Raw genomic sequence first — 14,176 nt, 5'->3', positions numbered from 1 at the left:
GTTACCCGGACTCCAGAAGCCCTGACAGGCCCTGGTCGAGGGGCGGTGTCATGATTCCACGCTCCGTGATGATGGCGGTAACCAGATTCGCCGGGGTCACATCGAAGGCAGGATTGAATACGGCGATCCCATCGGGGGCCCATGACAGGTTCCCATATCCGGTAACCTCGGCCGGAGAACGTTCCTCGATGGGGATAGACGCACCGGATGCTATTGAGAGATCAACCGTGGACGTTGGAGCCGCCACCACGAAGGGAATCCGGTGATAGTGAGCCAGAACAGCCAGGCTGTAGGTCCCGATCTTGTTGGCGACATCCCCATTGGCCGCGATACGGTCCGCACCCACGATTACGAAATCCACCCTGCCTGAGGCCATTAGAGAGCCGGCCACATTGTCGGTGATAAGGGTAGCGGGGATTCCATCTTCCACCATCTCCCACGCCGTCAACCGTGCCCCCTGCAGAACCGGACGGGTTTCGTCCACCCAGACCATGGAAACCCTGCCGTCACCGGCCGCCGAACGGATAACACCAAGGGCGGTCCCGTACCCGGCGGTGGCCAGGGCTCCGGCGTTGCAGTGGGTGAGGATTCTTGCATTATCGGGAACCAGCCGTGCCCCCAGGTCCCCAATGCGGCGGCATGCGGCCAGGTCCTCCCTGAAAATGGCCATGGCCTCGGCTTCCAGTGCCTCCTTGACCCAGGAACAGTCCCGATCCTCAGTCTCGGACAGCAGGCGTCCCATACGCTCTATGGCCCAAAAGAGGTTGACCGCGGTGGGACGGGCAGACGCCATCTCCACAGAGGCGGCTTTCACCTGAACCCCGAGTTCAGCGGGGTCCGCGCCGGAATAATTGGCCGCGGCCATGACCAGAGCGAAGGCGGCCGCACACCCTATCGCCGGGGCGCCGCGTACCACCATGGACCTGATAGCCTCGGTAACCCCATGGGGGTCGGAGTACCCGCGATAGACCCGCTCAGCGGGGAGGAGGGACTGGTCAAGAAGGGTCAGAACCTTTTTTGATGGATCCCAGAATATGGGCCTGATCTCACTCATTTTCACTTCACGTTTCCGATGCCGGAACCCAAAGTCCAGAGTCCAAGGTCCAGAGTCCAGAATACATCGATACTCCCATGCTCCCCTACTCCCATACACGCCCCGTCAGGGACGTCAGAAGCGCTTCTATTCCGACAGTAATTCCCTTAATATCTCGTTGACAATTTTGGGATTCGCCTTACCCTTCATCGCCCTCATGACCTGACCCACGAAGAAGCCGAGAACCTTATCCTTGCCGGCCCTGAATTGTTCCACCTCGGCCGGGTAGGCCTCAAGGACCTTCCGGACCTCACCCCTGATGGCGCCGTCCTCTGAAACCTGGGCGAGTCCCCGTTCATCCACGATCCTGTCAGGGTCACCGCCCGTAGTGAACACCTCCTCGAAGACCGCCTTCGCCGCGGACCCTGATATGGTCTGAGTCTCCACCAGGGTGATAATGCGAGCCATCTGAGCGGGAGTGACGCGAGCAGCCCCGACCCCGCTGTCCTTGGCAAGACGCATGAACTCACCCATAATCCAGTTGCTGGCTGCCTTGGCCCCGGCGCCGGCGTTCACCACGGATTCGAAGAACGCGGCGACCTCAGGATCCGAAGTCAGGACCTCGGCGTCGTATTCGGGAAGCCCCAGTTCCGCCGCAAACCTTTTCATCTTGGCGGCCCTCAACTCGGGCATGGCTCCCTCGGCATTCTTGATCCAGTCCTCATCGATTTTGATCGGGACCAGGTCGGGCTCCGGGAAATATCGATAATCGTGGGCATCCTCCTTACCTCTCATGGAGGACGTCATCCCTCTGGTGGAGTCAAAAAGGCGGGTCTCCTGGACAACATGACCGCCGTTTTCCACGATTTCGATCTGCCGTTCGATCTCGTATTCAAGGGCGGCATGGAGAAACCGGAAGGAGTTCATGTTCTTGATCTCAGCCCTTGTGCCAAAGGTATCCGATCCCCTGGGCCTGATGGAGATGTTGGCGTCGCACCGAAGAGAGCCTTCCTCCATATTTCCATCACATATGCCCAGGTAGACCACGATGTCCCGGAGGGCCTGAACGTATCCCCTGGCCTCCTCGGGGGATCGGATGTCCGGTTCGCTGACAATCTCGATCAGGGGGACGCAGGATCTGTTCAGGTCAACCAGGCTGAACGAAGCCGACCCCATGGCTCCCTCGTGTACAAGCTTGCCGGCATCCTCTTCCATGTGAATCCGGGTAATCCCTATCCGTCTGGACTCGCCGTTGGTGCTGATATCGACCCACCCCTTCTCGCACAATGGGTGTTCATACTGGCTGATCTGGTACCCCTTGGGCAGGTCCGGATAGAAGTAGTTCTTCCGGGCGAATACGCTCTCTTCCGCGATGCGGCAGTGCGTAGCCAGCCCCATCATGATGGCATATTCCACCACCTTGCGGTTGAGAACCGGCAGGACGCCGGGCATTCCAAGGCACACCGGGCAGGTGTTGGCGTTGGGTTTCTCGCCAAACCTGGTACTGCAGCCGCAGAAGATTTTGGTATTCGTTTTAAGCTGGGCGTGAATCTCCAGCCCTATAACCGCTTCGTAGTCCATTGTTTTTCTCTCCGCAACAGTCTCTGAATCAGATTTCGAGTTCCACGTTCAAGGTTCAATGGTTCAAGAGTTCAATGGTTCAAGAGTTCAATGGTTCAAAGGTTCAATGGTTCAAAGGTTCAAGAGTTCAATGGTTGACACCATCGCAAAAAGTCATCAATGCGCCCACTGATGGGTAGAGCAAAAAGCCATAAATGGACTTTTTGCGACCCTATCATTGTTGAACGTTGAAGGTGCTTTCCCCGTTGGGCGTTAAACCTTGAACGTGGAACGTATTTACAATGGGCACTCCGGGAACTTTCCTCTCTCCTTTTCGTAGGCGAAGGCCACATTGAGCAGGACCTCCTCCTTGAAGGCGGGGGAGGTGAGCTGCACACCCACAGGCATGCCATCCACCGACAGGCCGCAGGGCAACGACAGAGCGGCAACCCCGGCGATATTCACCGGGATCGTAAAAATATCCGAAAGGTACATTTTCAGGGGATCGTCGATCTTATCCCCGATGGGAAACGCCGGTGTCGGGGCGGTGGGAGAGAGAAGCACGTCCACCTTTGAAAACGCCTCATCCATCTCTCTGCGAATCATGGTGCGAACCCTCTGAGCCTTCCCGTAGTAGGCATCGTAATACCCGGACGACAGGGCGAAGGTGCCGAGCATGATCCGGCGCTTCACCTCGGGCCCGAATCCCCTGCTGCGGGTTTCCTTGTACATCTCCATGAGTCCCCCGGCATCGGGATAACGGGCACCGAAGCGGACCCCATCATAGCGCGCGAGATTAGATGACGCCTCCGCCGGGGCGATGATGTAGTATGTGGCCACCGCGTAACGAGTGCTGGGAAGCGTGACAGGAACAAGTTCCATCCCCCTGTCTTCAAGGGCCGCCGCCGCCTTCTGGACCAGGTCCTCTACTCCAGGGTCAAGCCCCTCCCCGAAATATTCATCCGGAATTCCCACCTTCATACCTTCAACATCCCCTGTGAGAAGGGAGGGATAGTCAGGGACATGGAGCTTCGCGGATGTGGAGTCGGCCGGATCATGACCGGCGATGGCCTTCAGGAGAATAGCGCAATCGGTAACGTCCTTTGCCAAGGGGCCGACCTGGTCTAGGGACGAGGCGAAAGCGATGACCCCATAGCGGCTCACCCTGCCATAGGTAGGCTTCATGCCCACGACGCCGCAGTGCGAAGCGGGCTGACGGATGGAGCCTCCCGTGTCGGTTCCCAGCGCACCGATGGCCTCGCCCGCGGCGATGGAGGCGGCGGACCCGCCCGATGACCCTCCCGGAACCCGGCCGATATTCCACGGGTTGTGAACCGGGAAGAACCCGGAATTCTCGCTGGACGATCCCATGGCAAACTCGTCCATATTGAGTTTGCCGGAAATCACTGCGCCGGCCTGTTTAAGCCGCGCAACCACTGTCCCATCATAGGGTGAGATGAAGTTTTCCAGAATTTTCGAGCCGCAGGTTGTCCTGACCCCCTCGGTAAGGAAGATATCCTTTAATCCTATGGGTATTCCATCCAGAGGGCCCAGAAAATCACCTTTGCCAAACCGGCCGTCAGCCCTCTCCGCCGCTTCCATGGCCGACTCCTCAGTGAGGGTCAGATAGGCACCGATCCGGTCGTCCACCTCGGCAATGCGGGAAAAAACACTCTTTGTAATCTGCGTTGAGGTGAGGCGGCCCTCTTTCATTTCCTCATGCAGCTCATGTATGGTCTTGCTGTAAAGTTTCATGGGGCTCTTTTTCCTAGTCTTCAATGATTCGCGGGACTTTAAAGGCGGTGCCGGATCTATCTGGAGCGTTGGCCAGACTCTTTTCCACCGGAAAAGACGGCCTCACCTCGTCATCCCGAAAGACATTGAATACCTCGATGACGTGGGAGGTCGGGGAAACACCGGACGTGTCCAGTTCGTCCAGAAGACCGATATAGGCAAGGATGTCACCCAGTTGGATCTCCATCCTCTTCTGTTCATCGCCGGACAGTTTCAGGCGGGCCAGGTCGGCCACGTGTTCCACCAGCTCGGGGGTAATTTTCACGGGAGCTTTCCTCCGCACGTAATATCTGTTTCAGGTTGATCCGAAAGGAAGAAAATTAGCACAGTCGAGAGGAATAATGAAGAGGGTGGAAGTCTCAGCCCTAATACATGTTGACCTTTATTATCTTTTCTTTAAAATACAGCACGTTATAATATCATCCAGCATCGACAACGAATATTCATTACAATGAATATTGATGACTTCGTATGACTTGGTAAAAAGTCATCAATGCGCCCGCTAAGGGGCGCCCAAATCAATGACTTGTCCCGCAGGTCATCGATTTGCGGGACAGGTTCTTGATTTGTGAGGAAAGTGAAAATGACACTTTTCGCTTTCCGTTGAGAAAAAAGGCCATTAACGGACTTTTTACGACCCTACCTAAAGATGATGACTTCGTAAGAAATCATCATCGCGCCCATTAAGGGGCGCCCAAATCAATGACTTGTCCCGCAGGTCATCGATTTACGGGACAGGTTGTTGATTTGTAAGGAAAGTGAAAATGACACTTTTCGCTTTCCGTGGAGTAAAAAGCCATTCATGGACTTTTTACGACCCTACCAACAGTAAAGGGGATGATTGAGCATGGGTGACAAGGCCCCCATAGTAACCGCGCTGATCCAGGGTAAGGATACAAAGGGGATCATCGCCACAATTACCAACTGGATCTTCGATCACGGCGGGAACATCGTCTACCTCGACCAGCACACCGATCCCGTGGAGAGCATGTTCTTCATGAGGATCCGCTGGGACATGGACGGCTTCGAGATCCCGCGGGAGGACCTGGATGATGAGTTCAGCAAGGTCTGTTGGCGTCTGGGAATGGCCCACAGACTTTTCTTCTCAGACCGGAAACAACGGATAGCCATCATGGTCTCCAGGCAGGGCCATTGCCTCCTTGATCTCCTGTACAGGTGGCGGAGCGGCCACCTCCAGGTGGATATCCCCTGCATCATCAGCAACCACGAGGACCAGAGGGACATCGCCGGATACTACCACGTTCCATTCCACTGCTTCCCGGTCACGAAGGACAATAAAAAGGATCAGGAACAACAGGTGATGGAGCTTCTCAGGAAAGAAAATATCGATACCATCGTCCTCGCGCGGTACATGCAGATCCTGTCATCCAAGTTCGTCAACGGCTACCGCAACAGTATCATCAATATTCACCACTCCTTCCTTCCCGCCTTTGTCGGGGCCGATCCCTACAGGCAGGCATTCATGCGGGGGGTCAAGATCATCGGCGCTACGAGCCACTACATTACCGAGAAGCTGGACCAAGGTCCCATCATCTTTCAGGACGTTGTCCCTGTGACCCACCGCGACAGCGTGATCACGCTGAAGAGGAAAGGCCTGGACATCGAGAAGATGGTGCTGGCCAGGGCGGTTGGAATGCACGTTGAAAACAGAGTGCTGATCCACAATGGGAAAACGGTGGTCTTCGGAGGGTAGGTTCAGGTTCCGGGGTACGGAACCTGAAGTCCAGAGTCCAGTGTCCTGAGTCCAGAGTCCAGAGCCTGCCCTGAGCCTGTCGAAGGGTCCAGAGTCGCGCATCCCGTTCGTCATTACTTGAACTCCCCGGTCCCTGCCTTTTGCTCTATCGGCGGGAAAGCAAAGCTCCAATATAGGTCCCGCCTCTGCCCCTCCCGACGAGGGGAGAGTCGGCGGCCAGCCGATAATCGTCCAGGGTCGGGTCGTTGAAGAACGGAGCCTGGGAAAGGTTGGTCCGTGAGCGGGGCACGGGGATGGGAGCAAAGTAGTTATGCTCCCATCCGTAAACCGTAAGGAGGGGAGACGATTTCTTTATGACCCTGGTCCCCTTGGAGAAGTTCCAGTTCGACCCGGTAAGGTAATCCGCGTAATCTCCATCTTCCGTCTGTCCGGTCTTAGTGGTATTCTGAAAGATGTCGTTGTACTCGACGCGGTAGTGGGTTGTTTCGCCCGCTTGCACGTATATCCCGGCGCTGTTGTCATACACGATATTGTTCTCGATGGAAACGTTGGAACCCTGGCCCACGTAGATACCTACGCCGGTAATATTATACCTGCTGTTCTTCAGGCCATTTATAAACGTTTCGGTCCCTACCTTGTAGTAAAGGATCGTATTATTCGAAACCGTTCCACGGGAACCTGAGATCCAGATCCCCTGCTTGTCGTGCCCCCCGCTTTGTGCCCCGACAATAAGATTGCCGTTAATTTTAAAATCCGTTTGAGAAGCAACGATCCCCTGAGCGTTTTTCTTCATACGGCTGCCCGTAACGGAAACCCCCTGGGAGGCGCGGATGCCCACCGCCCTGAAGTACCCGGAGAAGGTGCAGTTTTCCACCGTGACCCTGTTGCAGTTGTTGATATGCACCCCCGGCCAACTTCCCTGCGGACTCCCCCTAAAATCGAGGCCGCTCAATTTCACACCGGTAAGACCCTTTAAAAGAATCTGCTGCAGAACCGCCCGGTTCGCCAAGTCTTCCGAGCGAACGGTCAGGTTGTCCAGGAAAACATGGAAGGGACCGTACACCCCGCCGGGACCGGGAGCACGAGAGAGCAGGATCGTGTCGCCCGGGCGGGCGGAAAGCATGGCCCCGGTGATGGTGCGGCAGTCGCCGGATCCGTCCGGCGACACCTTGATGGTCCTCGGCTCGGGCCGGGACCCGGGCTGAACGTACCCGGAAAATTGCCCGGTGCCCTGCGTGCTGGAAATATCCATCGTTTTTCCGCCGCGGAGCACGGAGAATTTCACCGGGCGATCTATCGGCATCTTTTTCAATAACTCTACGAATACATTGGTGTCGGGCGTTTCCTGCAGCTTTCCGTCCGCCGTTTTTATCCCCAGGACAACATCCCCTGGTCTGATCCCCGCCGCAGCCGCGGGCGACCCCTGGGACACCGCCACGACAACCACACCTTTCAGGTTCCCCGGCAAACCGAGATCCTGCGCCAATGCGGGATTGAGGGTACCCATGTTCACGCCGATACGATAACCCGCTTCCTTTTTCTTGACCTGCCCCCCGGCGCAGGAGACAAGAAACAGCGCCATGGCCGGAACCACGGCGTAAAGAACCATTGTCCTCATCCGAAGACTGGTATGAAAATACTGTTTTCGACCCATCAATACCCTCCCTTATGGTTAGCACGGTTATTGTGCTGCGTTCCTACACCTATATTCCCATACTTACATACATGTTTCACAAGGGTTTCACATTCCAGTCCCGGCGCCCGCCGTTGCTTTCAAAGGTCCCCTTATTTTCACATTTCAAAACCGCGTCTGATTTCTGCGAGGTCGAATTTCCGGGGGACCAAGGGGCGGTGGTCCGAGGAAATGACCAATTCCTGCCCCGCTTTGAGGATAACCGGCTCTCCGCCATTCAGACTGGTTATCTCAACGTTCCCTTCGAGAACGGAAACCACCGTCCGGCCGTCAGGCTCCGTATGGACGGCGAACTCGGTCCCCCGCACCCCGCACACCGCCACGGGGGTTTTCACCCTGAAGCGTATCAATTTTCGGTTAATACCCTTTGCGATCCTGAGAAGAACCTTTCCCAGATCAAGCCTTATAGCGTCCTTAATCACTTTCAAGGTGGTGCTTGGAGCCACATCTATCCGTGAGCCGTCGGCCATCACCCGCAGCTCGACCCGACCGTCGGAACCGGTACGCACCGAGTCGCCGGGGGCCAGGACCACCGCGCCTTCTCCGGGTGGGTTCCAGACCTGTGTGCCGCCCCGTCGAACATCCACTGTACCCATACGAAAAAATACTCCCGTATTCCGAGCATAGCCGGCATCGGCGTCGGACTTCTCCAAATAAGAACGGGCCATCCTGATGCCCGCTTCAGACCTGTCCAGGGCACGCCTGTACTTCTCCCTGGCGGCGAGAGCAATGGTCCGGGCCTCTCCGGCCAACGCTTCGGCCTGAGTATTGTTCGCTTCCCTGGCGAGGGAAAGGAGCCGGTCCGTCTTTGATACTGTTCGTTCCGTGTCCCTGACCTTCCGGCCGGCCTCATCCCGTGTCCTGACCAGCCGCGCAATGTAATCGGAGATCCACCCTTCCTGCGTCCCGGCGAAGGAAACCGCCGGCAGGAAGAACGCCAGTATCAGAATAAGCGCTGCAGAAGTGGCAATCCGCCGCGTTCCCGGCGGTCGCCCCTGCATTCCGTCCGTCATTACTTGAACTCCCCGGTCCCTGCCTTTTGCTCTATCGGCGGGAAAGCTCCGATGTAGGTTCCGCCTCTGCCCCTTCCGACGAGCGGCGAGTCGGCGGCCAGGCGATAGTCGCCGCGCACAGGGTCGTTGAAAAACGGATCCCGGGAAAGGTTAGTCCGCGAAAGGGGCATGGGGTTTGGCGCGTAGTAGTTGTGGTCCCATATGGAAAGCGACAGAATGGGCGACGACTCATGCCTCTTCTTGACCCCCTTTGATATGTTCCAGTCGGAGCCGGTAAGGTAATCCGCAAAGTCTCTACTTCCAGTTTGTCCGGTCTCCATGGTATTCTGAAAGATATCGTTGTACTCGACGCGGTAGTGGGTTGTTTCGCCCGCTTGCACGTATATCCCGGCGCTGTTGTCATACACGATGTTGTTCTCGATGGAAACGTTGGAACCCTGGCCCACGTAGATACCTACGCCGGTAACATTATACCCGCCATACCCGCCGTTCTTCAGGTCATTTATAAACGCTTCGGTCCCTACCTTGTAGTAAAGGATCGTATTATTCGAAACCGTTCCACGGGAACCTGAGATGTAGATCCCCTTACTGTCGGCCCACCGGACCCCGGTTCCGGTAATCAGGTTATCCTTAATTTTAAATTCCGAACCGGAATCCACCAATATTCCCAGGGCATTCTCTTCCATACGGTTGCCACTGATAAAGACTTCTCTGGAACCGCTGATGGTGACCGCTTTTACATATCCTGAGAAGGTGCAGTTTTCCACCGTCACCTCTTTGGAACCCTGGACATGCACTCCGGGCCAGCTTCCCTGCTGGCTCACCTGGAACTCGAGGTCGGCCAGCTTCACTCCGGAAAGGCCATCCACAACGATCTGCTGCACAACCGCCCGGTTCGCCGGGTCTTCCGAGCGAACGGTCAGGTTGTCAAGGAAGAGCTGGAAGGAACCGTACACCCCGCCGGGACCGGGAGCACGAGAGAGCAGGATCGTGTCGCCCGGACGGGCGGAAAGCATGGCCCCGGTGATGGTGCGGCAGTCGCCGGATCCGTCCGGCGCCACCTTGATCGTCCTCGGCTCGGGCCGGGACCCGGGCTGAACGTACCCGGAAAATTGCCTGGTGCTCCGCATGCTGGAGATATCCATCGTTTTTCCGTCCCGCAGGATGGAAAGCGCTACCGACCGGTCTATGGGCATCTTCTTGAGCAGTTCTAAAAGGGCAGTGGTATCGGGCGTTTCCTGCAGTTTTCCGTCAGGCATCTTTATTCCCGCGATGACGTCCCCGGACCGGACCCCCGCCGTAGCCGCAGGCGACCCCTGGGACACAGCCATGACAAGCACACCTTTGATATCCTCGGGCAGACCGAGATCATGCGCGACCAGGGGAGCGAACGTAGAGATCTGCACACCTAAACGGTAGACCGGCTCCTTTTTCTTGACCTGCCCCCCGGCGCAGGAGACAAGAAACAGCGCCATGGCCAGAGTCAAGGCGTAAAGAACCGTTGTCCTCATCCGAAGGCTAGTATGAAGAAACTGTTTTCGGTGCATCTAATCCCTCCTTTATTGTCAGCAGATCTTTTACCCTCTTTCGTACGGCCTCAATCCTGGCGTCCTCCGGGGGGACGGCGGCCAGAAAATTCTTCAGACAGCGGATGGCATTGTCCGCATAGGAAAAAGAGTTCTGGATCGCTAAGTGGTAGTATACGATTCCCGCACCGTAGTAGGGTTCCGCCCACCAGGGAGCGACGGACTGGGCTATCTCGTAGAGCCGCAAGGCCCCAAAAGAATCTCCCCCAACGGCAAGCGCGGACGCCTTGTCAAGCATGCCGAAGATGCGCGCGAGCACGGGGGGCGGGGGGGTCAACCCCCGGGAAAGATTGATGACTCTCCTCTTGACGTCCTCCCGATCCTGCGCCTTTGCCTGGCATTGAAGCAGGTAATCCGCGTAGGCGGCGACAGCCATGCGCATCATCCCCAGCTTCTCGTAGGCGAAGGCGATGTTGTAGGCCGCCCGCGAGGAAAGGGGATTTAAGACAAGCGCCTCCCTGTAAAGGGAGATCGCCTCACGAAGCCCACCCTTCCGCGCCAGGGCGTTCCCCTCTTCAACCTTACTGTCGGCCGCGCTATCAGCATACTGAACAAGCTCGCTTTTGGAGACGGTGATCCTCTTCTCATCCACGGTCCCGTTAAGCGACAGGGCAACCCGCAAGGTCGCCGGGCCGCTCTTCGTTTCAATATGGGGTAGAATCACCCGCGCCGGGATCTCGCAGCGGCCGAGTAAGTCCGCTTTTCCGAACCAGGCCCCGCCGTCAGGTAACACGACGAACACCGTTGCGTCAGCATATGGAATCCGCGTGGATCCAAAAGACTTGAACGCGGCAACCTGAATCCCGGGTTTCCCGGCGGGGCGGTACAGGTCGAGGAAAGGGACAGCCCTGCCGTTGTTTGCGCCTGAGGCGATGGATGTCTGAAGGATGATGACAGACAATGACGCGGCCAGGATGAAAAGGGCCGGCCGGCACCCGCGTCCGGGGGGAAATACGCTCCTTTCCCCAATCATCTTTGGGGTTCTCACCGCTGCTCCCGCAGTATGGCATTACCGGTGTCCTGAGCCCGCCTGTCCGCTTCCATGAAATCCTTCCTGCTGTTCTTCTCGAAGTTATTCGCGTCAGCGAGTTCTTCCTTTGCCTCGGCGAGCGCTTTCATCACTTCCTCCAGGGATGCCTTCTTTTCCTTTTTTTCCTCCTCCGTCGCGGCAGCATCGACCTCAGACGAAATACGAACCCTGGTTTCTTCCCATTCGGACAGATTTTTCTTCGCCTCGCCGATAGACTTTTTCGCCTTCTCCCAGGTCCCCCTCTTCCGGTCAAGGAGTTGGACAGCGGCCCTGAACTGTTCTGCAGGCGGCGCCACATGGTTCGCACCGTGAACCGCGCCTGAATGGGGTTCAGTTACAGGCGGGCAAGAGCCGGGAGCGGCCTCCACCAGATCACCGGAAAGCGCAAACGCACCCTGTCTCAGAAGCCATGAAGCCTCCTCCATACTCCCGCCGCCACCGCCAGACGCCCTTTTCGCCGCTTTTAAGGATAGGCAGCGACTCAAGGCAGCCTGCTGTAATACATCACCCGGTCGGTAGGGACGAAGAGCCTGCCGCTGGCTCCTCAGCGCCTCCGCCATGATGAATTTCGCCTTTTCCGGTGGGAGCCGCATTTCCTGAAGCTTCCGCCAGGCTTTCATGTACTGCGGGTTAAGTTTAAGTGATGACGGCGGCGTTTTCGGAAGTCCATTGGAAGCGGGGGCTGAGGAGGATGAAAAAAGGTTGGAGAAGAAGCCTTGCATAAAGCTTTGCATCAGGGTGAAAGAAAGATCGTTGGGGTTCCCGCTGGAATATGGCGCAGCCGGCCCGCTGGAGGCGGGCGTATTGTCATCGCACACCGGAGCCGCATGGGGGTTGGGGTTGGGGCAGGAGCAGGTGGCGGCGTATTCCCGGTATTTGGGATCGAATTTCCATGCACGTATCGTTGCTTCGCAGTCGAACGTGGGCGTTATCTCATACGCCCACGCGGCGCCGGGAGATAATGTCCCTCCGACAACGATAACAAGAAAAACGATCGTTATAGAAAAACATCTTCTCATAGAGAAAAATCCCGTCTTTAAACGATTGAAAATCTTTGAAACGCTCCGGCGTCTTAATTTTACGCTTCAATCCAATGGGGTCAAGTCCTATTTGCCTTCTATTTGCACCCTTCTTTTCAAACAGTTCGGACCCTTTGAAAGTCCACCCACAGTCCAGGCCGAATACCCACGATAATGGTGATCAGATTGCCATACCGGATGCCATCTGCTATTCTTTGGCAGTAGGATAAACCTGCTGAAAACAGGCATCGGCATTGAACTTTCTTTTTCCTGTTGAACTTTGAACGTTGTTATTTGAACTTTGAACGTTGGGTTCCAGGATAAACCATATTTTCAAATAGTTGGAAGAATATCTTTTTTACGAAGTCGTAGCTGGTCAGCTGAAATAATTTGGGGGAAACGATATGCAGCGTCAAATTACAGTCAATTTAGGCAATCTTATCCTTTCACTCTCCGATGCCATGGATTTGGCCGATCCTTCATTAATTCAACATCAACAAAGGACGGCATTTGTTGTGTGGGAAATGGGGAAAGCGGCAGGTCTCACAAATGAAAGATTGGAAAATATTTTCATAGCTGCATTGCTCCATGATATCGGCGCTCTTTCATTGGAGGAAAAAATCTCCCTTCGAAATTCTGAAGTCGAAAACACCGAAGGTCATTGCATACGCGGTGAAATTTTGTTCAGTAACATACCGTGGTTAAAGGAGTCGTCAAAAATAATCAGATGTCATCACAACGAATGGCAAAATTGGAAAGAATCAATTGAAACTCCTCTTGTTTTCGATTCACAATTATTATTTCTTGCCGATCATCTTGAGCGTGAAATAAAACGAGATCATTATATTCTTCATCAGCATGAAAATATTATCCTTGAAATAGAAGCTTTGTCTGGTTCTCTTTTTCATTCTCAGGCTATAGATCTTTTCCTGGCGATCTCTAATCGCGAAGAATTCTGGTTGGACCTGGTTTCTCCCAGGTTATATTCTTTTCTCCTTAACGAAGGACCTTTCAGAAAAACAGAAATAGACTTTTCGGATATATCCTTAATATCGGAGCTTTTTCGGAATATAATTGATTTCCGTTCTCGTTTTACTTCAACACATTCTTCAGGTGTTGCCGCGTCTGCCTCTATGCTATCAAAAGTTTTTGGCCTGACGGCAACAGAAATAGGGCTTATGGAGGTTGCAGGGAATTTGCATGATATAGGTAAACTGGCGATTCCTAACAGCATTCTGGATAAACCCGGGAAACTTACAAAAGAAGAGATGGCGGTTATGAAATCACACACCTACTATACCTATTCTGTGATTAATACCATCGGAGGTCTTAAGCAGATTGCCGAATGGGCCGCTTATCACCATGAAAGACCTGATGGATCAGGATATCCTTTTCACTGCACGGCAGCCGACCTGAGCACAGGGGCGCGAATTATGATGGTTGCAGATATATTTACCGCACTGACTGAAGATCGACCATATAGAAAAGGTATGTCCAAAGACGGTGTAGTTCAAATCCTTAAACAGCTTTCTGATAATCGCCTTCTGGATACCAGAATCGTCAACCTGCTTTTCGAGAATTATGAAGAAATTTATTCCTACGTAGCTGACAAACAAAATGCTGCAAGAGAGTTTTACGAGAAGCAGTTTTCTTTTGAATTGTCGCACAAATAAGTGCATGAATCTGATCATTGACAATTGAAAGCATGAGGTCCTCCGGGTAATGCGTACCTTA

At 54.9% G+C, this 14,176-nt stretch carries 12 protein-coding genes; 3 read left to right on the top strand and 9 right to left on the bottom strand.

The window, feature by feature from the left end:
* Position 1 precedes the first annotated feature (1 nt).
* From mtnA to gatC, 4 genes are all read right to left on the bottom strand, one after another.
* Positions 2-1,054 carry an S-methyl-5-thioribose-1-phosphate isomerase gene (gene mtnA / locus GXP52_08655; protein NOY87355.1) on the bottom strand — a complete coding sequence of 351 codons (1,053 nt, stop codon included), beginning with the start codon at positions 1,052-1,054 and terminating at the stop codon, positions 2-4.
* 126 nt (positions 1,055-1,180) lie between these two features.
* Positions 1,181-2,614 carry an Asp-tRNA(Asn)/Glu-tRNA(Gln) amidotransferase subunit GatB gene (gene gatB, locus GXP52_08650; protein ID NOY87354.1) on the bottom strand — a complete coding sequence of 478 codons (1,434 nt, stop codon included), beginning with the start codon at positions 2,612-2,614 and terminating at the stop codon, positions 1,181-1,183.
* Positions 2,615-2,890: 276 nt separating this feature from the next.
* Positions 2,891-4,348: an Asp-tRNA(Asn)/Glu-tRNA(Gln) amidotransferase subunit GatA gene (gene gatA, locus GXP52_08645; GenBank protein ID NOY87353.1), complete on the bottom strand. Its 1,458-nt coding sequence runs from the start codon at positions 4,346-4,348 to the stop codon at positions 2,891-2,893.
* A gap of 13 nt (positions 4,349-4,361) precedes the next feature.
* The gene (gatC, locus tag GXP52_08640) at positions 4,362-4,652 is read right to left on the bottom strand and encodes an Asp-tRNA(Asn)/Glu-tRNA(Gln) amidotransferase subunit GatC (GenBank protein NOY87352.1); all 291 of its coding nucleotides are present in this window, start codon (positions 4,650-4,652) and stop codon (positions 4,362-4,364) included.
* Between the two features lie 582 nt (positions 4,653-5,234).
* On the opposite strand from gatC, the gene purU reads away from it, so the two are divergent.
* Positions 5,235-6,101: a formyltetrahydrofolate deformylase gene (gene purU / locus GXP52_08635; protein ID NOY87351.1), complete on the top strand. Its 867-nt coding sequence runs from the start codon at positions 5,235-5,237 to the stop codon at positions 6,099-6,101.
* A 145-nt stretch (positions 6,102-6,246) separates the two neighbouring features.
* On the opposite strand, the gene GXP52_08630 is transcribed toward purU, so the two are convergent.
* The 5 genes from GXP52_08630 to GXP52_08610 all read right to left on the bottom strand — a co-directional run bounded on the left by GXP52_08630 (position 6,247) and on the right by GXP52_08610 (position 12,016).
* A complete protein-coding gene (locus GXP52_08630) occupies positions 6,247-7,755 on the bottom strand; it encodes a PDZ domain-containing protein (GenBank protein ID NOY87350.1) in 1,509 nt (502 codons plus the stop codon).
* 137 nt (positions 7,756-7,892) lie between these two features.
* Positions 7,893-8,807, bottom strand: a complete 915-nt coding sequence (locus tag GXP52_08625) for a FecR domain-containing protein (GenBank protein NOY87349.1) — start codon at positions 8,805-8,807, stop codon at positions 7,893-7,895.
* The gene (locus GXP52_08620; GenBank protein NOY87348.1) at positions 8,807-10,354 is read right to left on the bottom strand and encodes a PDZ domain-containing protein; all 1,548 of its coding nucleotides are present in this window, start codon (positions 10,352-10,354) and stop codon (positions 8,807-8,809) included. Before GXP52_08620 ends, GXP52_08625 begins: the two co-directional genes overlap by 1 nt.
* Complete coding sequence (locus tag GXP52_08615; protein ID NOY87347.1) at positions 10,326-11,366, bottom strand: tetratricopeptide repeat protein; 1,041 nt, start codon at positions 11,364-11,366, stop codon at positions 10,326-10,328. Before GXP52_08615 ends, GXP52_08620 begins: the two co-directional genes overlap by 29 nt.
* Positions 11,367-11,377: 11 nt before the next feature.
* Positions 11,378-12,016, bottom strand: a complete 639-nt coding sequence (locus tag GXP52_08610; GenBank protein ID NOY87346.1) for a hypothetical protein — start codon at positions 12,014-12,016, stop codon at positions 11,378-11,380.
* 109 nt (positions 12,017-12,125) lie between these two features.
* Between GXP52_08610 and GXP52_08605 the strand changes: the two genes are divergently transcribed.
* A complete protein-coding gene (locus GXP52_08605; protein NOY87345.1) occupies positions 12,126-12,617 on the top strand; it encodes a hypothetical protein in 492 nt (163 codons plus the stop codon).
* A gap of 229 nt (positions 12,618-12,846) precedes the next feature.
* A complete protein-coding gene (locus GXP52_08600; protein NOY87344.1) occupies positions 12,847-14,115 on the top strand; it encodes an HD domain-containing protein in 1,269 nt (422 codons plus the stop codon).
* Positions 14,116-14,176 lie beyond the last annotated feature (61 nt).

It is taken from the genome of Deltaproteobacteria bacterium, assembly GCA_013151915.1.
GTDB lineage: Bacteria > BMS3Abin14 > BMS3Abin14 > BMS3Abin14 > BMS3Abin14 > BMS3ABIN14.
The sequence above is the reverse complement of the archived record's forward strand: the minus strand, read 5'-3'. Positions and strand labels throughout refer to the sequence as shown.